Genomic DNA, 19342 nt, shown 5'->3' with positions numbered 1-19342 from the left:
GGTCCCCCTGGCGACCTGCGCCGCCCACGCCGCGGCGGGCCTGCGGCCACGCGCCGCCCGCCGCCCCGGCACCCGGGCTTCCCGCCCGCCGACGCCCCGGGCGGCCCGGAACCCGCCGCCGTGGCGGGCCGTGCGGCGGGCGGGGGAGGGGCACTGCTCACGGCCGGGCCGGGCGGCGGACCGGAAGGCGGAGAGCCCGTGGACGACGGCTCCGGGTCCGGCGGAGGAGCCCCTGACGCGGGCGGCCGGAAGGGCCCCCTCCGGACCGGCGGCGCGGGCGGGCTCCCGGGCGCGCGGGCCGGGAGCGGTGCAGGCGGCGATCCGGCCCACGTCGACGGCGAGGCCGTCCAGGCCGCCCGTGACGCCGTCCACGTCGATGTCCCTGACGCCGCTCACGCCGTCCAGGCCGCCCCTGAAGCCGACCGTGCCGCGACCCCCGACCGTGGCGTACGAACCGACCGTGCCGTACGAACCGACCGCGCCCCCGGCCACCCGCCCGTACCCCCACCCGCCCGCACGGCGACGAGCGCGCCCGCCCCGGCCGGTGGCGACCCGGGGCGACCCACCGCCCCCCACAGCTACGGCACGGAGGACTCCGTCCCCCGTCTCCCGTCCCTCGTCCCCTGGCTCGGCCTCGTCTCCCCGCTCGCGATCCTGACCTGCGGGGCCGTCCTCGCCACGGAACTGCCCGGAGCGGCACCCCTGACCGCCTGCGGGCCGCTGCTGCGGGCGGACGCCCTGACGGCGTGGATACTGCTCGTCGTCGGCGCCGTCGCCACCGTGGCCTGCGCGGCCACCCCCGCCCATCTCGCCCACGAACGCCCCGACCCGGCCGCCGCCCGCCGCTACCACCTCCTCGTCCACGCCTTCCTCGCCGCCATGAGCGTGGCCGTCCTCGCCGCCGACCTGGGCGTTCTGTGGGTGGCCGTCGAGGCGACCACCCTCGTCACCGCGTTCCTCGTCGGCCATCGCCGCACCCGCGCCTCCGTGGAGGCGGCGTGGAAGTACACGGTCATCTGCTCCGCCGGGATCGCCCTCGCCCTCCTCGGCACCGTGCTGATCTACTACGCCGCCCGCCAGGCGGGCGTCCCCGAGGCGGCCGCCCTGGACTGGACGACCCTCGCCGCCCGCGCCGACCGCCTCGATCCCGATGTCACCCGGCTCGCGGTGGGCCTCGTCGTCCTCGGCTTCGGCGCCAAGGCCGGTCTCGCCCCGCTGCACGCCTGGCTGCCCGACGCCCACAGCCAGGCGCCCGCCCCCGTGTCCGCCCTGATGTCCGGCGTCCTGCTGTCCGTCGCCTTCGCCGGCCTCCTGCGCTACAAGACGATCGCGGACGCGGCGCTCGGCCCGGGCTACACGCGCGGCCTGCTGACCGGGTGCGCCCTGCTCACCCTCGCCGTCGCGGCGGCGCTGCTGCTCGGCCAGCGCGACTACAAACGGATGCTCGCCTATTCGAGCATGGAGCACATGAGCCTGATCGCCCTCGGCGCCGCCGTGGGCACCCCGCTCGCCCTCTCCGCCGCCCTGCTCCACATGGCCGGCCACGGGCTGGCCAAGGCCGTGGCGTTCTGCGCCTCCGGCCACGTCCAGCGGCTGCTGGGCACCACCCGCATCGGCCGGGTGCGGGGCCTGCTCGCCCGCGCGCCGGCGCTGGGCACCGTCTTCGGCCTCGCCGTCGTCGCCCTGCTGGGCCTGCCGCCGTTCAGCCTCTTCGCCTCCGAACTGGGCATCGTCCGGGCCGCCTTCGCCGCCGGCACGGGCGGCTACGCCGTCGCCGCCCTGGTCCTGGCGCTCCTGGCCTTCGCCGCGCTGGCCGCCCGCACGGCCCGGATGCTGCTCGGACCGCCGCCGTCGCCGCCCTCCGGGGACCGGGCCGAGGCGCCCGTACGACTCGGCCCGGCCGCCGTCCTGCCGCCGGTCTGCGGCCTGCTCGCCTGCGCGCTGCTCGGCGTCACCGCGGGACCGCTCACCCGGCTGCTCACCGCCGCCGGTGACCTCCTGGGAGGCCGCTGACCATGCGGACCCGGACCGTCCATGACCTCGACCCCGACGAACTGCCCGGCAGGGCGGCCGACCTGCTCACCGCCGGCCACCGGCTCGCACTCGTCGCCGCCCACCACGACGGCGGCCCGGCCCCGGCCGGCCGCGCCGTCCGGGTGGTCTACCTCTTCGTCTCCGGGCCGCCCGACACCCGCACCGAACTGCACGTACGCCTGGACGCGAAGGCCCCCGAGATCCCCTCGCTCGCCCACCTCTCCTTCCCCGCGGGCCGGTTCGAACGCGAGATGCGCGATCTGCACGGCATCGTCCCCCTCGACCACCCGCTGCCCCACCGCCTCGTCCGGCACTTCCACTGGCCGCGCGGCTGGTACCCGATGCACCCCGACGCCGGACCGCCACCGCCCTTCGCCGAACCCGAGGGCCCGTACCCCTTCCCGGAGGTCGAGGGCGAGGGCGTCTACGAGATCCCCGTCGGCCCGGTGCACGCCGGGCTCATCGAGCCCGGGCACTTCCGCTTCTCCGTCGTCGGCGAGACGATCATCAAGCTCAAGGCGCGGCTGTGGTTCGTCCACAAGGGCGTCGAGAAGCTCTTCGAGGGCCGCACCCCCGAACAGGGCCTGCCGCTGGCCGAGCGCGTCAGCGGCGACACCACCGTCGGCCACGCCCTCGCCTACTGCCTGGCCGTCGAGGAGGCCACCGGCACCCCCGTGCCCGAGGAGGCCCGCCGGGCCCGCGCGCTGCTCCTCGAACTCGAGCGCCTCCACAACCACGTGGCCGATCTCGGCGCCCTCTGCAACGACGTCGGCCACGGCATCCTCCACGCGCGGGCCCAGCACGTCCGCGAACAGCTGCTGCGCCTCAACCACGAGGTCACCGGGCACCGGCTGCTGCGCGGCGGCGTCCTCCTCGGCGGGGCGGAGCTGCGCGAGGCGCCCGGTCCGGCCCGGATGCGCGCGCTCGGCGGGGAGATCCGCGACCTCGTCACCCTCGCCCTCGGCCACACGACCGTCCGCGACCGCTTCACCGGGACGGCCAGGCTCGGCCCGGCGGCCGCCCGCGACCTGGGCTGCCTCGGCTATGTGGCGCGCGCCAGCGGGCTGGCCTCCGACGCCCGTGCCGGGCACCCCTTCCACGACCTCGGCGACGCCCTCACGGTGCCCGTCCACACCGCCGGGGACGTACTGGCCCGCTTTCTCGTACGGGCGGAGGAGGCCGATGTCTCGCTCGGCCTGATCGACCGGCTCGCGGACGGGCTCGCGCCCGGCCGGACCGTCGTGGACCTGCTGCCCGGCTACGCCCCCACGGCGGGCGCTGGCATCGTGGAGGGGTGGCGCGGCACCCTCACCACGCGGGTGGAGCTGGGCGTCGACGGGCGCTTGACCCGGGTGAAGGTGGCCGACCCCTCGTTCTTCAACTGGCCCGCCCTGCCGGTGGCGCTGGCGGATACGATCGTGCCCGACTTCCCGCTGACCAACAAGAGCTTCAACCTCTCCTACGCGGGCAACGACCTCTGAACGGCCGCTCCGGGCGCGGGCGGGCTACGAGGGGGCGGGTTCCTCGCCGCCGGGGTCCTCCGGGGCGTCGGGCTCCGGGGCGTCGGGTTCCACGCCGTGCCGCCGCGCCGTCCGCAGGGCGTCGTCCAGTTCGTCCGCCGCCACGGCCGTGCCGTAGGCGTCACCTTCCGCGCGGGCCAGGGCCAGCGCGGCCCGCGCGTCACGTACCCGCTGTCGCATCGCCTCGGCGAACACGCTCACGACAGCCCCCGGATGACCTGGCGCACGGAATGCCTCAAGTCTAGGGGAGAACGGACGGGCCGGCGCCGGTTCGGGCGGCGCTCTTCGGCCGTGTCGGCCACCGGCCGGCGGGCCTGGAGCGGCCGTGGCGACGGCTGGTGACGAAGTGTCGCGCGAGGCGGGGAAGGGGCCTCAGGCCGCGCCCTCGACCGTCCAGCCCGGGACCTGGAAGCGGGGCGTGATGGACGCGCCGTCGATCTCCTCGCCGCAGCACCGGCAGACGACGGCGGGGTCGAGGTCGGAGCCGCAGGAGTGCTCGAAGACGGTCGGCGCCAGCTCCGCGAGGTGACGGTCGCCCCAGCGCATCAGCATGAGGAGGACGGGCCGCAGGTCGTACCCGGAGGGCGTCGGGCAGTACTCGAAGCGCGCCGGGCGTTCGTTGTACGGCACCTTCTCCAGCACGCCCGCCTCGACCAGGCGGCGCAGCCGGGAGGCGAGGATGTCGCGGGGGGCTCCGGTGTTCCGCGCGATGGCGTCGAAGCGCCGGACGCCGAAGAAGACTTCGCGCAGCACCAGCAGGGAGTACTTCTCGCCGACCACGCCGAGCGCGTCGGCGATCGAACAGGGGCGCGATGTCGTCATGGGCCCCATCGTAAGGCAGCCCGTTTTGCATCCCCAAGCCTTGGGGACAAGGTGAATCCAGGATTCCAACCCCTGTGCGGCGTGGTCACACGCCGCACGTCCGGCCGGCGTCCCGGGTGAAGCGCGCGACGCGCGGCGCGGACCACGCCGGCGGCCGGGAGGCCCGCGCGTAGGGCCTGTTCGCGCCGGGAACGGCGAGCGCGGCCCGGACGAGCGCCGCGTTGTCCGCGGCGGGGCGGCCGTCCGGCGTGTGCGTCACATCCTCCATGCCGACGCGCCGCGCGAGCCCGAGCGCCGTCGCCCTGCGCAGCACGGGCCAGGCGCCGCCGTCCTCGCCGTGCAGCAGTACGGGCGCTCCGAGGCCCGGACGGAGCGCGCGCAGCAGGGCGGTGGCGGACGCGAGGGCCGCCAGCGGCTCGGTGTCGGCGACCTCGGCGCGGACGCGCAGGACCCGGCAGGCGAAGGGCGAGGCCCGGAAGCGGTCCACGGCGTCGGTGCCGGAGCGGATGACGGCCTCGATGCCGACGCCCCGCTCCCACAGGGCGCGGGCCACCAGATCGGCGCCGTCCGCGTGCCAGTCGACCGAGGCGTGATCCGGCAGGACCCGCCAGGCGCGCACCAGCTCGGCCCGCCGCCGCGCGTCGGGCGCGGCCGGGGCGGAGGTGGTGACGCCGACCGGCACGCCGGGCGCGGCCGCCCGTACGGCCAGCAGCGCCTCGGCGACGGCGACGGGGTCGAGGGCGCCGGCGCCGTCGGGCGACCGGGGGTGCAGATGGACGTCCTCCGCGCCGGCGGCCACCGCGGCGCGCGCCGCGGTGGCGAGCTCGGCGGCCGTGCCGGGGAGGGCCGGGTGGTCGACCCGGTTTCGGGAGCCGTTCAGGCAAACCTGCAACATGATGATCATGGTGGCAGGTGGGACTGACAACCGCCGACCGGTGGCCCCGGCGCCCCCTCGGCGGCCGTGGCTACGGCCGGGCCGCCCGGATGAGCTGCCGCAGCGCGCCGTAGTAGACCTCGTGGTCCGTCATCGCGGGGAGGATGACGTCCATGTGGCCGGTCAGGACGGGGAACCGCTCGGGGTCCAGCGCGGCGAGCGCGGAGCGCGTGGTGACGACGGTGGCCTTGGGGTCCCTGTGGTCGACGAAGCTCGCGCTGCCCAGGGTGAGCAGATACATCCGCCGGTAGGTGCGGAACGCGTCCTCCGGCGTCATGCCCGCGGCGAGGTTGTCGGCGAGCGCGGGCTCGACCAGCCGGGCGAGCAGCTGCGGGCCGAGCCACGGCCGGGCGCCGCGCAGGGCGACGAGCCCCGGGTGGGCGGTCAGCAGCTCGTAGAGGCCGCCGAAGCGGGCCTCCGTGGCCTCGGCCCAGTCGGTGCCCGGCGCGATCTCCGGCAGCTCGGTGGCGAGGTGGTCCGTGCACAGGTCGAGCAGTCCGCCCAGATCCGTGCAGCGGCGGTGGATCGTGGCGTGGGAGACGTCCAGCCGCTCCGCGAGGGCGCGGAAGCTCAGGGCCCCCGGCCCCTCCTCGTCGATGACGGAGAGGGCGGTGCGGGCGATGGCCTCGGGGGTGGCGCGGTCGAGGGAAGCGGAGTGCCTGGGCATGTGGTACAGCGTATCGTACGGTGTTGATACGCTGTATCGTACGGCGTATCGGCACTGTCCGTGCCGTGTGCGACCCCGGTCCGTGGCCGGCTCGTGTCCGTTCCACGGGCGCGGGACCTGCCGTGTCCCCCGGTGGGCGTGCCCCGCTTCCGTGCTCCGAGAAGGGTTTCCGCCGTGCTGACGTACGACGACATCGAGCGAGCGGCCGACCGGGTGGCCGGTCATGTCCGCCCGGTCTCCGTAGTTCCCGCCGACGGGCCCGGCCGGGTACGGCTCGCCCTGGAGTTCACGCAGCACACGGGGTCCTTCAAGGCGCGCGGCGCGCACAACTTCCTCGCCGCCCACCGCGAGGCGGGCGCCCGGCCGGCGGCGGGCGTCACCATCGCCTCGGGCGGGAACGCCGGGCTGGCCTGCGCCTGGGCCGCCCGGCGGCACGGCGTTCCGGCGACCGTCTTCCTCCCGGCGACCGCCCCGCGCGTCAAGGCCGACCGGCTGCGCGGCTACGGCGCGGACGTACGGCTCGTCGGCGCCGAGTACGCGGAAGCGCTCGCGGCCTGCGAGGAGTTCGCGGCCGCCACCGGCGCGCTGGCCGGCCACGCCTACGACCACCCGCTGATCGCCGCGGGCGCCGGCACTCTCGTGGACGAGATCCGCCGGGCGGTGCCCGGCCTCGACACCGTGGTCGTGTCGGTGGGCGGCGGCGGGCTGTTCGCCGGCGTCGCCACGGCCGCCCGGCGGCACGGCGTACGGACCGTGGCGGTCGAGCCCGAGAACTGCCGGGCGCTCCACGCCGCCCTGGAGGCGGGCCGCGTCGTCGACGTGGCGGTGGACTCCGTGGCCGCCGACTCCCTCGGCGCCCGCCGGGTCTCCCCGATGGCGCTCGCCGCCGCCCGGCACGACGACGTCACCTCCGTCCTGGTGCCGGACGCCGAGATCGTCCGGGTCCGCCGGGCGCTGTGGGACGACCGCCGGCTCGCCGTCGAACACGCCGCGGCCACCGCCCTGGCGGCGCTCACCTTCCCGGAATGCGGCTACGCGCCCGAGGCGGGGGAGAGGGTCGCCGTGGTGCTCTGCGGAGCCAATACCGACCCCGGCGACCTCGTGGACCGGACGTAAGGACTCGCCGGGGCGCCGGGCCGCCCCGGCGTCAACGCGCGCCGGAGAGAGGTGTGTTCCACCCGGGGGAGACGAGGCCGCCCGCGCACCGTGCGGCGACGGCTGTCCGACACCCGCCCTCCCCTCCGGCGCGCGGCGGTGCCATGCTGCTTCCGTGGCAACGAGCTATCGGTCGATCACCGAGCGGTGTGTCGACGGTGAGGACCCGCCCTGGACGCTCCGTTCCGGTGCCACTTGGTGTTTCCTCACCCCGCCGCACCACGCACGCCGGCCGCAGGGCTGGAAGCTCCACCTCTCCGCGACCACCGGATCCGCGCCACATGTGCTGGAGCGCGCGGTTCCGGTACTCGTGGCCCACGCCTGCGCGTTCAAGTTCGCGGGCACGCCCCGGATCCTCGCCGAGCTCACCTCCGTACGCGCCCCGCGCGCCCAGTCGGGCAAGTTCCTCACCGTCTACCCCGCCGACGACGACCAGCTGCGCGAGCTCGCCGCCACCCTCCACCGCGCCACCCTCGGCCTCACCGGCCCCGCCATCCTCTCCGACAGGCGCTACCGGCCGGGCAGCCTCGTCCACTACCGCTACGGCTGCTTCGCCCGGCCGCGCGAACTCGACGACGAGGGCTTCTACGCGGGACGCCTCAGATCCCCCGACGGAACCCTCGTCCCCGACGAGCGCAACCCCTGGTTCTCGCCGCCCTCCTGGGCCCCGCCTCCCTTCGCCCCGCCCGTGCGCGCCGCCTCCTCCCGGCGCCGCGGCGACCCCGTGCTCCTCGCCGGCCGCTACCTCGTCCGCGAGGCGGTACGGCACTCCAACCGCGGCGGCGTCTACTGGGCCCACGACCGGCTGACCGGAACCGACGTCCTGCTCAAGGAGGCGCGCCCGCACATCGGCACCGGCCGGGGCGGCGGTGACGCCCGGGACGCGCTGCGCCACGAGGCGGACGTCCTGACCCGGCTCGCACCACTCGGCGTCGCCCCGGCCCTCCACGAGGTGTTCGAGGCGGCCGGGCACGTCTTCCTGGCGGAGGACCTGATCGACGGCGCGCCCCTGCACGAATGGGCCGCCGAGCGGGCGGCGCGTCACGGGGGCCGGCTGCCGGTGTCCCCGGCGTGGCGGCTGGCCCGCGACCTCACCCGCCTCCTCGGTGAGGTGCACACGGCGGGTTACGTGGTGCGCGATTTCAAACCGAGCAACGTGATGATGACGCCGGACGACGTGCCCGTACTCGTCGACCTGGAGTGCGCGGTCCGCCCCGGCGGCCGGGCGTACGCGGCGGGCACGCCGGGGTTCACGGCGCCGGAACACCTGGCGGGGCCGGTCGGTGGTGCCGCCGCGTCCGAGGGCCTCGACGGCCCCGGCCGCGACAGCGGGGACCCACCGCCCGCGCCCGGCCCGGAAGCGGACTGCTTCAGCCTCGGGGCCACCCTCCTCCACGTCACCTCCGGCATCAACCCGGTGCTCGCCGCGGACACGCCGCCGGCCCGGCCGGCCGGCGACCGGCTCGCGGCGCTCGTCGAGGCCGCGGCCCCGGACTGCCGGGCCCTGCACGCGCTCGCGCCGCTCGTCCTCGGCCTCACGGCGGGGGGCCCGGCCCGCTGGCCGCTGGAGAAGGCCGCGGCCTTCCTACGGGCCGAACCGGGCGTAGGGACCGAACCGGTCGTACCGACTGCTGCCGAGCGCCCGGGGCCCGCTGTCGTACGGTCGGAGCCGGCCGCGCCGACAGCCGCCGAGCCCCGGCCGCCCGTTGCGCCAACTGCTCCTGAGCTTCCGGAACCCGCTGTCTTACGGTCGCCCGAGCTGGTCGTATCGGCTACCCCCGAGCCCCGGCCGCCCGTTGCGTCAACTGCCCCCGAGCCTCCGGAACCCGCCGCTGTACGGCCGGAGCCGGCCGCGCCGACAGCCGCCGAGCCCCGGCCGCCCGTTGCGTCAACTGCTCCTGAGTTCCCGGAACCTGCTGTCGTACGGTCGCTGGAGCCGGTCGTACCGGCTGCCGCCGAGCCCCGGCCGCCCGTTGCGTCAACTGCCCCCGAGCCTCCGGAACCCGCCGCTGTACGGTCGGAGCCTGTCGCGCCGGCTGCCGCCGAGCCCCGGCCGCCCGTTGCGCCGACCGCTCCTGAGTTCCCGGAACCCGCCGTCGTACGGTCGCCCGAGCCCGTCGTGCCGGCCGTCTCCCGGCCCCCGGAACCCGTCGGCCCGCGGACCGGGGGCGCCGTACCGGCCGCCGTCGGGACCCCGTGCCCCACCGTGACACCTACCCGTGACGTTCCCCGCACCACCACTCCCGCTGTCACCTTCACCCCCACCCGGGTCCACCGTCTCCTCCACGACGGCCTCGCCCACCTCGCCGCGACTCTCACCCCTTCCGGCGAGTACCTGTGGCCGCCGCCCCGCTCCCTCCCGTACGGCGACCCCTGCAACGTCCAGCTGGGCGCCGCCGGTGTGCTGGCCGTGCTCGACCGGGCGGTCCGCTCCGGCGCGTACCCCGGTACCGGGGCCGTGTTACGGACCGCCGCCCACTGGCTCGACGAACGGCTCACCCTGCCCAGCCGGATCCTGCCCGGTCTCTACTTCGGCCGCTCCGGCGCGGTCTGGGCGCTCCACGACGCCGCCCGTACCCTCGGCGACCGCGCGCTGGCCGGGCGCGCCCGTGAGTACGCCCTGCGCATCCCCCTCGACTGGCACGCCCCCGACGTCTGCCACGGCCTCGCCGGTGCCGGTCTCGCCCAGCTCCGCCTGTGGCGGACCACGGGCGACCCGCGCTTCGCCGACCGCGCGTCGGAGTGCGCGGACCGGCTGCTGGGCCTCACCGCCCGGCCCGGCGCCCGCGGCGTGGACTGGCCGCTCGGCCCCGCCCACCGCGCCGAGCTCGCGGGCTCCGCCTCCTACGGCTTCGGCCATGGCGTCGCCGGGCACGCGGCGTTCCTGCTCGCCGTGGGCCGCGACCTCGGCCGGCCCGAGCTCGTCGACATCGCCGCCGCCGGGGGCCACGCCCTGTGCGCGGTGGCCGAACGGGACGGCGACGCCGCGCGCTGGCCCAAGGGGCCGGGCCGGACCGAGCGCATGGGCCTCGACTTCTGGTGCCACGGCGCCTCCGGCATCGGCACCCTCCTGGTCCGGCTGTGGCGGGCGACCGGTGAGACGGCCTTCCGCGAGTACGCCGAACGCGCCGCCGTCGCCGTGCACCGGGACCGCTGGCGGCTCGGTCCCGGCACCTGTCACGGCGTCGCGGGCAACGCCCACCTGCTGCTCGACCTCGCCGACGCGACGGGCCGGGAGCGCTACCGCGCGTGGGCGGCCGAGGCCGCCGACTGCCTCTACCTCCGGGCGGCCCGGCGCGACGGCCGGCTGCTGGTGCCGGACGAGACCCTCCGCGAGGTGCACGCGAGCTACCACGTGGGGCTCGCCGGCGTCCTCGACTTCCTCCTGCGTCTCGCCCACGGCGGCGACCGGCCCTGGCTGCTCGACACCGCCGGGCGGGGCACCACCGCCGCGCTCGCGCGGACGGCGACCCCGACCACCCCGACCACCCCGGAGGGAGGTGAGAGAGATGGAGACAGAGGTTCTGGAGCTGCAGGAACTGCCGGAGACGGACGAACGGACGCTGGAACCGGTGATGTGCTGTGACACCGACTGGACGAGCGGTCAGTGCACTGACATCGGACCGCGTTGCCAGGAGTCCTGACGCCGTCGGTCCGACGCTGTCAGGAGGTTCCGTACGGTCGCCGTGACCGGGCCGTACGGAACCTCCGCCCGTTCCCCACGCCCCCGCAGGAGACCCCGCGTTGCCCGACAGCACCCCGCCTCGGACGGCCGTCCTCCGGGACCGCGCGGCCGCCGACGCCCTCGAACTCGTCTCCGGCCTCGTGGGCCGGCCGCGCCGGGTGCCCGCCCGCGTCCACCCCGACCTCGCCGACGGCGGCCCGGGGCTCGTCCTGGCCTTCCGGCAACTGGACCGCTGCCTGCCGGGGGAGGGCTGGGGCGCCATGGCCGAGGGGTACCTCGCGGCCTCGGTCGAGGGCGCCGCGCGCCTCGGCGGACCCACCGCCGCGCCGGGGCTGTTCGGCGGGCTCGCCGGCCTCGCGTTCGCCGCCTGGTCGCTGTCGCCCGCCGCCCCGCCCCGCACCGCGGCGCACGAGCGCGTCGTGGAACAGGCGTCGCTACGGGCCCGCGCGCTCGCCGCGACCCCGCACGGCCCGCCGCCCCGGGCCTTCGACGTCATCGCCGGGGCGACCGGCACCGGCGCGTACCTGCTGTGCCGGTACGACGAACCGGCCGCCCGCGCGGCCCTGCGCGACGTGCTCACCGCCCTCGTCGCGCTGAGCGGCGCCGACCGGGCCGGTACGCCCCACTGGTTCACCCCACCGGAAGCCATCAACGACCCCGACCGGCGGGCGCGTTTCCCGCACGGTGCCCTCGACTGCGGCGTGGCCCACGGCATCGCCGGCCCGCTCTCCCTGCTGTCCCTGGCCCTCGGCGGCGGCGTCACCGTCCCCGGCCAGCGCGCGGCGGTCGTCCGGCTGGCGGGATGGCTCGCCGCCCGCCGGACCGACGACGCCCAGGGCCCCGACTGGCCCGCTCTGGTCCCGCTCCCGCCACCCGGCGGCCCCACGCCCGTATGTCCGCCGGCCGCGCGCGCCTCGTGGTGCCGAGGGGCCCCCGGGATCGCCCGCGCCCTGTGGCTCGCGGGCACGGCACTCGACGACGCGCCCCTCCGGGCTCTCGCCGTCCGCGCGCTGAAGGCCGTCCACCGGCGCCCGCCCCCGGACGGCACGGGCCTCTGCCACGGCCTGGCCGGGCTCCTCCAGATCACGGTGCGTTTCGCCCAGGACACCGGGGACCCGGAGCTCACCGGCGCGGTGGCCGCGCTCGTCGCCGCGTCGGCCGCCCGGCTGAAGGCCGCGGCCGACGGCCCCGGTTTCCTCGACGGGGCGGCGGGCACGGTCCTGGCCCTCCTGTCGGCCGCGACGCGGGTACCGCCGGACTGGGACCGGGCGTTGCTGCTCTCCTAGCCGCCGGGTCCCGCACACCGGGCTTCGGCCGGCGTCAGGAGAGCCCCAGCCGTCCCAGGTAGTCGATGACCCCGGCCGCGCTGTCCCCCGCCCACCCCACGTACCCGTCCGGCCGCACCAGGAACAGCCCCCGGGCCGCGTACGCGCGGCTCACGCCGCCGGACTCCACCGGCACCCGGTGCGTCACCACCAGGGGCGACGCGACCAGGGGCAGCTCCACCGGGCCGAACGCCAGCAGTGTGAAGTGCGGACCGCGGAAGAGGTCGAACAGGCGGCCCTCGCCGCAGGGGCCGTCGGGCGCGCGGTCGCCCGCCTGGAGCGCGTCCCCGGGCAGGCCCCGCCGGGTCTCGACGGCGAGGACGCCGCCCCGGTAGCCCATCGCCAGCTGGCGGGTGGCGGCGCCGCGCCGCCGGGCCGGGATGCGGTCCGTGAGCCGGGCGGTGCGGTGCAGCCGGGTGCCGACGGCGAGGGCCTCGGCCGCGACCGGCCGCCGCTCCCGCTCGTAGGTGTCGAGGAGGGCGGGGTCGGCGCCGTGCCGCAGGACGAGGCCGAGCTTCCAGCCGAGGTTGTACGCGTCCTGTACACCGGTGTTGAGGCCCTGGCCGCCGACCGGCGAGTGGACGTGCGCGGCGTCGCCCGCGAGGAAGGCGCGGCCGGAGCGGTAGGAGTCGGCGAGCGCGGCCTCGACCCGGAAGTGGGAGGCCCACAGGACCTCGCGCACGTCGTGGGCGGCGAGGTGCGTCCGCTCGGCGATCAGCCGGCGCACCCCCTCCTCGGAGATGTCGGGGCGGGCGTCCTCGTCCTCGAAGTGGGCCTGGAGCTGGAAGGAGTCGGTGCAGGCGAGCGGGCACAGCGCGAGGCCGCCGCCTTTCGGCTCGGGCCATACGTGCCAGCGGTCCCGGTCGAGGCCGTCGACCCGGACGTCGGCGACGATCGCGGGGCGGACGTCGACCGTCTCCCCGCTCCGGCCGATGCCCAGGGCGGCCCGCACGCTGCTGCGGCCGCCGTCCGCGCCGACCACGTACGCGGCGCGCACGGTCAGCTCCCGGCCCTCCGGGCCGTGGGCGAGCCGGACCTCGACGCCGTCGTCCCACTGGGCCAGCCCGGTGAGGGCCGCCCCGAAGACGACGTCCCCGCCGAGCCGCCGCAGCCGGGCGTGCAGGATCTCCTGAGTGCGCCACTGCGGGACGGCCCACACCTCGGGGTAGGGGATCTCCGGCGTGGGGGCGTAGCGCTGGAACATGTCCCAGTCGCCGCGCGGCTCGCCGTTCTCCCAGCGGCGCATGGTGGGGTGCGGCCCGCCGACGGCCCGTACGGTCTCGATGACGCCGAGGTCGTCGAACACCTCCTGGGTGCGCGGCTGGATGCCCTTGCCCCGCGAGCCGGGGAACAGCCTGCTCCCCCGCTCGACGAGCAGGGCGCGCACGCCGCGCCGGGCCAGGTCGCAGGCGAGGGTCAGGCCGGTCGGGCCCGCCCCGGCGACGACCACCTCGAAGCCGCTGCCGTCCGTTCCGTAGCCGACGTCCATGTCCAGGCCCCCGCCCTGTTCGCCGTGCAACCCGCGATCTCCGGTTGGGCGGAGTGTGGCGCACCCGCACGTCGCGCAACAGCTCATCACCCGTAACCCATCCGATGGGGGACACGGGGCCCGTCACGGGCCGCGGCCGCGGGGGATCCTCCCGTACCGGCTCCGTACGTCCCACCTAACGGAATCATCCATTCCATGAGTTGGCCAAGGCCCGGTGTGCCGGATTGCCGAGGTGCCACGGGACGCTGACCATGAGGGCGCGGGTGACGCTGCGTCAGCAGGGATGCGCACGCCCGCTGGGAGAGCTGATGAGGGATCTGTCCACGGCGAAGTGGAGCCATGTCACCCGGGGCGTCACCGAGCCGGGCCGGTGCCGGCTCGGCGGGCTCGCCACGCCGCCCGGGCCGGGTGACCTGGTGGTGGCCTCCGTGAGCCGGGTGGGAGGCCGGGGCAGGCTGGAGGACGCGTACGGCAGACGGGTCCGGCTGCACGCCGGCGATCTGGTGGTGGGCGCCTGCGGAAACCGCTACGCGACGGACTCGTACGAGGGCTACCACCGGCCGGGCCCCCGGGCGCACCTGCTGACCTCCGGGGGCGTCGTCGGCACCGCCGTCTCCTGGCACACCGGCTGCGCGGCGCCGACCGAGCTGGCGATCCTGGGCGCGCTGACCGGCGAGGACGACCGGCCGCTGTCCCTCGACCGGTTCGCCCGCCCCGCCCCTCCGCCGCCGGCCGGTCCGGTCCGGGCGCTGGCGGTCGTCGGCTCCTCGATGAACGCCGGCAAGACCACCACCGCGGCCGGCCTGCTGACCGGCTGGGCCCGCGCGGGACTGGTGCCGGGCGCCGCGAAGGTCACCGGGACCGGCAGCGGCAAGGACCGCTGGGCCTATCTGGACGCGGGGGCCCGGCACGTCACCGACTTCCTGGACTTCGGGATGCCGTCGACCTTCGGCTATCCCGTGGCACGGCTCCTCGCCACGATGACGGCCATGCGGGACGCGCTGGTCCACGACGGCGCCGACGCGGTCGTACTGGAACTCGCCGACGGGCTGCTCCAGGAGGAGACCCGCACGCTCACGGCCGCGCTGCCGGAGGTCTGCGACGGCGTGGTGCTCGCGGTGGGCGACGCGCTGGCCGCACGCGCGGGCGTCGACCTGCTGGCCGCGCTCGGGGTGCGGGTGCTGGCCGTGAGCGGGCTGGTGACGGCGAGTCCGCTGGCGGTGCGGGAGGCCGCGGCGGTCACCGGACTGCCGGTGCTGTCACCCGCCCGGCTGGCCGACGGGGCCGCGGTGGAACTGCTCGCCGGCCCCCTCGCCACGGCCGCGGCGGGGGGCAGGTGATCCGGGTCGGGGCCTACCGCGAGGACGGCACCCCCGGCCCGGGGACCCTCGCCGAGGTGGAGCTGGACGCGGAGGTGACCGGGCCCGCCGAGCTGTGGTCCCCGGAGGTGACCGTGCGCGACGAACGCGGTGGCGCGCTCTTCGACGACTCCGGCGGTACGTCCCTGGCCGTCGAACCGGCGGCGGGCGGCGGCCCGCTGGCGGCGGCCGGAGCCGAGCGGCGGGCGCGCGCCTTCGGCGTCGGCAACACCGCCTACCGGGCACAGCGGCTCCTGCGGTCGGCCGCCCGGCTGCTGGGCCGGCCGCTGCCGCACCTGACCGTACGGATCGGGGCGCACGACACGCCCGCCCGCTGGGGCGGCGGGCACTACCGGCTGCCCGGCGGGGCGGACCCGGCCGAGCCGTACCGGATCTCCTGGGCCGGCGAGGTCCACCTCGGCGGCGGCAGCGCCTACCTCCCGGGACCGTCCGGCGGCCCGTACTTCCACGCTCCGGCGCACAACGCGGCGATCGTCTGCCACGAGGTGGGACACCACATCTGCCGTCACACCGCGGACTTCAAGGTCAACCGGCTGCGGCCGCCGGACGGGCAGCACAGCGGGAAGAACGCGCTGGACGAGGGCACCGCCGACTTCCTGACGGCGATCACGCTGGGCACCCCGGACATCTACGGCTGGCACCGCGGCCACGTACCCGCGTGGGACCAGCGCCGGCGCGGCCTCGACCGGCGCTGGACCATGGCCTATCTGCGGCCCGGCCGGGGCGGGCAGGCGCACGCCAACGGCACCGTCTGGGCGTCGGCCCTGTGGTCGGCGCACCGGGCCGTGCTGGAGGGCGGCGGTGACGGCGACCGGTTCGTCGCCATGCTGCTGCGCGGGCTGGTGCGCCTCGGCTCCGGTACGGGCGCGGAGGCGGCCGGGCAGGTCACGGCCGCCGCCCTGGCCGAGGAGCGGAAGCGGCGTAACCAGTTCGCCTCGCTGCTGAGGGAGATGGTGGCGGCGGATCCCCCGCTCGCCCCGGTGGTGCTGGCGGCCATGGCCCGGCACGGCGTTCATCCGGACGGGAGCAACCGGGCGCTGCGGGAACGGGTCAGGGCCGGTGCCCTGCCCGGGGCCGCGGCGGCGGCCCTGGCCGGATGAGCGAGGGGCGCCGGGGCCGGCAGGTGGCACGGCTCTTCCGCGGCTTCGGCACCCCTTACCGGCCCCGGCTCCTGCTCGGCGTCGGGCTGCGGATCTGCGAGATGGCCACGGACCTGGTGACGCCCTGGCCGATCGCGGCCGTCGTCGACCGGGTGCTGGGCGGCAGCGGCTCGGCCAATCCGCTGGGCGCCGCGCTGGACGCCTTCGGCCCCGAGCGGAGCACCATGCTCGCCACGGCCGCCGGCGCGGTGATCCTGCTGGCCCTGGTGTCGGCCGCCTTCGACTACGCCGGTGACCGGGTGATGGGCGCGGTGGGCGAGCGGATGAGCGTGGCGATCCGCCGCGAGACGTTCGGCCACCTGCAACGGCTGCCGCTGATCTACCACGACGGACAGGCCGTGGGCGAGTCCACGAGCCGGGTGATCACCGACTGCGGCCGGATCAAGGACAGTCTGGTCGCCTTCTTCTCGGTGCTGTTCCCCGGACTGCTCTCGGTCGCCGGGTACGCGGCGGCGCTGCTCTTCCTGGACTGGCGGTTCGGGCTGATCGGCGTCGGCTGCGTACCGCTCATCCTCCTCGTCGGGGTCCGCAACCGGCGGCGCGGGCGCCGGGCCGCGCGGCGCCGCCGGGAGGCGGAGGGGCAGCTGACCGGGCTCGTCGCCGAGGCCCTCCAGGGGATCCGGACGATCCATGTCTTCGGCCGCCAGGAGCTGCACGACCGGCACTTCGCCACGGGCAGCGACGGTGTGCTGCGCGCGGGCCTGGAGGCCGCGGACGTGCAGGCCCGCCGGGTGCCGCTGCTGGAGTCGGCCACGGCGGTCGGCACGGCCGCGCTGCTGTGGGTGGGCGGCACGGGCGTGCTGCGCGGCTGGTGGAGCGTCGGCCATCTCGTCGTCGCCCTCAGCTATCTGACGGGGATGGTGGCCCCGCTGCGCGCGCTGTCCAAGCTCGCCGGCACCTTCGCGCAGGGCCAGGCGTCGGCGGAGCGGATCGCGACGATCCTCGACGAGCCGTGCCCGCTGCGCACGCCCGCGGCCGAGCCGTCCGCCGGGCTGCCGGACCGTGCGGCGGGCCGCATCGACTTCACCGGGGTCGCGATGGAGTATGGGGAGCGGCCCGCGCTGCGCCGGCTCGACCTGACCGTCGGGCGCGGCGAACGGGTGGCGCTGACCGGGCCCAACGGGGCCGGCAAGTCCACGGCGCTCGCGCTGATCGCGGGGCTGTACCGGCCCACGCGCGGCGCGGTGCGCATCGACGGCACGACGACCGCCGAACTGCCCGACCGGTGGCTGCGCCGGCAGGTGACGGCGGTGCTCCAGGACACCTTCCTCTTCGCCGGCACCCTGGCCGACAACATCCGTTACGCCCGCCCGGACGCGAGCCCGGCCGAGGTCCGGGCGGCGGCCGAGGCGGCGCTGGTCACCGACTTCGCGGACCTGCTGCCGGACGGTCTGGACACCCGGCTCGGCGACTGCGGCACGGGCCTCTCCGGCGGCCAGCGCCAGCGGGTGGGCATCGCCCGCGCACTGCTCGCGGACGCGCCGATCGTGCTGCTGGACGAGCCGACGTCGGGGCTCGACCCGGAGACGGAGCGGTGCGTCGTGGCCGCGCTGGGCCGGCTGGTCGCGGGCCGGACGGTGGTCATGACGACCCATCGGCCGGCGCTGCTGGGCATAGCGACACGGGTGGTACGGATGTCGGCGGGTGAGCTGAGCGAGGCGGCGGATACGGGGGTGGTGAAGGCCGTCGGCGCCGCTTCGACGGACCGTAGGTAGCGATGTGTAATCACTCGGACACTGTGGGTAGGCTTGCGGGGCGCCGCGCCGCTGACGACCCGCCCTGCTCACTCGTTCGAGGAGGATCGCCGTGTCACCCGACCGGACCGTCGCACCACCGCCTGAGATCTTCACCCCGGCCTTCTTCCAGGACGCCCACCCCGTTCTCGACGCCCTGCGGGACCGGGCGCCCGCCACCCTGGTCACCGGGGTGAGCGGCAGCCGCCTGTGGCTCGTCCCGCGCTACGAGGCGGCGCGTGCGCTGCTGGCCTCGCCCGACGTCCGCAAGGACGAGTGGAAGCGGCCCGACCGCCGGGAGCGACATACCGCGCGCCCGGAACGGCGGCGCGAGACGAGCCCCCGCATCCGGGCCCATATGATCGGCGCCGATCCGCCGGACGCCCAGCGCCTGCGCCACAGCACCCAGCAGGCGCTCAGCAGGGGCCCGGTGGAGGCGATGCGCCGCCGCGTCGAGGTCTTCGCCGACGACACGCTCGGCGCCCTCCGCGGCTCCGATCCCGTGGAGTTCCGCGCGCGGATCGCCTACCCCTTCGCCATCGCCGTGATCGGCGAGCTGCTCGGCCTGCGCGACGACGAACAGGCGGCGTTCCCGGCCTGGTTCGAGCCCCTCATGTGCGGCCGGAGCTCACCGGGCGACCAGAAGTCGTCCCAGTTCATCGCCGACTTCGGCGAGCGGCTGATGGAGCGGGGCCGCGCCCAGCCGGTCCGGGGCCTGCTGTCCACGCTGGGATCGAGGCGAGCGGGCCGCCGCGCCCTGAGCCGCCACGAACTCGCCTCGGCCGCGTTCCTCCTCCTCATCGCGGGCGTGGAGACGGCCAACGCCCTCACCAACGGGGTGTACGCCCTCCTCCGCCACCCCGATCAGTACGCCGCCCTGCTCGCGGACCGCGGCCTGCTGCGCGGCGCGGTCGAGGAATGCCTGCGCTACGAGGGCCCGTTCCGGGCGGTCGGCCCGCGCCACACCGCCGAGCCCGTGGCCCTGGGCGAGGGCCTGACCATCCCCGCAGGCGAGTTCCTGCTGATCGCCGTGGGCGCCGCCAACCGCGACCCGCGCCGCTTCCCCGACCCGCACCGCTTCGACATCACCCGCACCGACCACCAGCACCTGGCCATGGGCCACGGCACCCACCGCTGCATCGGCTCGCTGCTCGCGTACGCGCAGATGGAGGTCCTCTTCGGCCGGCTGCTGGACCGTTTCCCCCGGATGCGGCTGGCGGTGCCGGCGGAGAAAGTGCGGCGGCAGCAGAGCATGACGATGAACTGGCTGGAGGAGCTGCCGGTTCTGCTGCGCTGAGTGTGCGAACCGGTTCACGAGCGGTCGTGGGGACCGGACGGAAGGGCCGGGAAGAGTGCCGTGCGGCCGCTCCATGGGACACGTCCACGGGCGCGCGACGCCGCGACCCGTGGACGGCGGTGTCACACCGAGGCCGGCCGTA

14 protein-coding genes are annotated in these 19342 nt (G+C 76.5%); 9 read left to right on the top strand and 5 right to left on the bottom strand.

Translation table 11 applies throughout. The annotated features are described in order from the left end of the window. Positions 1-198: 198 nt before the first annotated feature. The gene (locus AF335_RS20225) at positions 199-2013 is read left to right on the top strand and encodes a proton-conducting transporter transmembrane domain-containing protein (protein WP_244927102.1); all 1815 of its coding nucleotides are present in this window, start codon (positions 199-201) and stop codon (positions 2011-2013) included. Positions 2014-2015: 2 nt separating this feature from the next. After that, a complete protein-coding gene (locus AF335_RS20220) occupies positions 2016-3515 on the top strand; it encodes a hydrogenase large subunit (RefSeq protein ID WP_102919834.1) in 1500 nt (499 codons plus the stop codon). Positions 3516-3539: 24 nt separating this feature from the next. On the opposite strand, the gene AF335_RS20215 is transcribed toward AF335_RS20220, so the two are convergent. The 4 genes from AF335_RS20215 to AF335_RS20200 all read right to left on the bottom strand — a co-directional run bounded on the left by AF335_RS20215 (position 3540) and on the right by AF335_RS20200 (position 5977). Next, the gene (locus tag AF335_RS20215) at positions 3540-3755 is read right to left on the bottom strand and encodes a hypothetical protein (protein WP_102919833.1); all 216 of its coding nucleotides are present in this window, start codon (positions 3753-3755) and stop codon (positions 3540-3542) included. A gap of 171 nt (positions 3756-3926) precedes the next feature. Continuing rightward, positions 3927-4376 (bottom strand): winged helix-turn-helix transcriptional regulator, encoded by a 450-nt coding sequence (locus AF335_RS20210; RefSeq protein WP_102919832.1) that lies wholly within the window; start codon positions 4374-4376, stop codon positions 3927-3929. Positions 4377-4461: 85 nt separating this feature from the next. Continuing rightward, positions 4462-5271 (bottom strand): 3-keto-5-aminohexanoate cleavage protein, encoded by an 810-nt coding sequence (locus AF335_RS20205; RefSeq protein WP_102920100.1) that lies wholly within the window; start codon positions 5269-5271, stop codon positions 4462-4464. Positions 5272-5341: 70 nt separating this feature from the next. Continuing rightward, a complete protein-coding gene (locus AF335_RS20200; protein WP_102919831.1) occupies positions 5342-5977 on the bottom strand; it encodes a TetR/AcrR family transcriptional regulator in 636 nt (211 codons plus the stop codon). A gap of 174 nt (positions 5978-6151) precedes the next feature. On the opposite strand from AF335_RS20200, the gene AF335_RS20195 reads away from it, so the two are divergent. From AF335_RS20195 to AF335_RS20185, 3 genes are all read left to right on the top strand, one after another. Further along, a complete protein-coding gene (locus AF335_RS20195; protein ID WP_184743675.1) occupies positions 6152-7093 on the top strand; it encodes a serine/threonine dehydratase in 942 nt (313 codons plus the stop codon). A 154-nt stretch (positions 7094-7247) separates the two neighbouring features. After that, entirely contained in the window at positions 7248-10718 is a 3471-nt protein-coding gene (locus tag AF335_RS35815) for a class III lanthionine synthetase LanKC N-terminal domain-containing protein (RefSeq protein WP_244927101.1), read from the top strand. Between the two features lie 158 nt (positions 10719-10876). Further along, positions 10877-12103: a lanthionine synthetase C family protein gene (locus tag AF335_RS20185; protein ID WP_102919830.1), complete on the top strand. Its 1227-nt coding sequence runs from the start codon at positions 10877-10879 to the stop codon at positions 12101-12103. 34 nt (positions 12104-12137) lie between these two features. Here the strand turns inward: AF335_RS20185 and AF335_RS20180 are convergent, their stop codons facing one another. Next, the gene (locus AF335_RS20180) at positions 12138-13631 is read right to left on the bottom strand and encodes an FAD-dependent monooxygenase (protein WP_102920097.1); all 1494 of its coding nucleotides are present in this window, start codon (positions 13629-13631) and stop codon (positions 12138-12140) included. A 308-nt stretch (positions 13632-13939) separates the two neighbouring features. On the opposite strand from AF335_RS20180, the gene AF335_RS20175 reads away from it, so the two are divergent. The 4 genes from AF335_RS20175 to AF335_RS20160 all read left to right on the top strand — a co-directional run bounded on the left by AF335_RS20175 (position 13940) and on the right by AF335_RS20160 (position 19200). Next, a complete protein-coding gene (locus tag AF335_RS20175) occupies positions 13940-14971 on the top strand; it encodes a DUF1611 domain-containing protein (RefSeq protein ID WP_102919829.1) in 1032 nt (343 codons plus the stop codon). Next, positions 14968-16110 carry a hypothetical protein gene (locus tag AF335_RS20170; protein WP_102919828.1) on the top strand — a complete coding sequence of 381 codons (1143 nt, stop codon included), beginning with the start codon at positions 14968-14970 and terminating at the stop codon, positions 16108-16110. Before AF335_RS20175 ends, AF335_RS20170 begins: the two co-directional genes overlap by 4 nt. After that, entirely contained in the window at positions 16107-17885 is a 1779-nt protein-coding gene (locus AF335_RS20165; protein ID WP_102919827.1) for an ABC transporter ATP-binding protein, read from the top strand. Before AF335_RS20170 ends, AF335_RS20165 begins: the two co-directional genes overlap by 4 nt. 91 nt (positions 17886-17976) lie before the next feature. Then, complete coding sequence (locus tag AF335_RS20160; protein WP_102919826.1) at positions 17977-19200, top strand: cytochrome P450; 1224 nt, start codon at positions 17977-17979, stop codon at positions 19198-19200. Positions 19201-19342 lie beyond the last annotated feature (142 nt).

This window comes from Streptomyces eurocidicus, assembly GCF_002891295.1.
In the GTDB taxonomy this organism is placed as follows: domain Bacteria; phylum Actinomycetota; class Actinomycetes; order Streptomycetales; family Streptomycetaceae; genus Streptomyces; species Streptomyces eurocidicus.
This window is presented reverse-complemented; position numbering and strand designations above follow the sequence as displayed.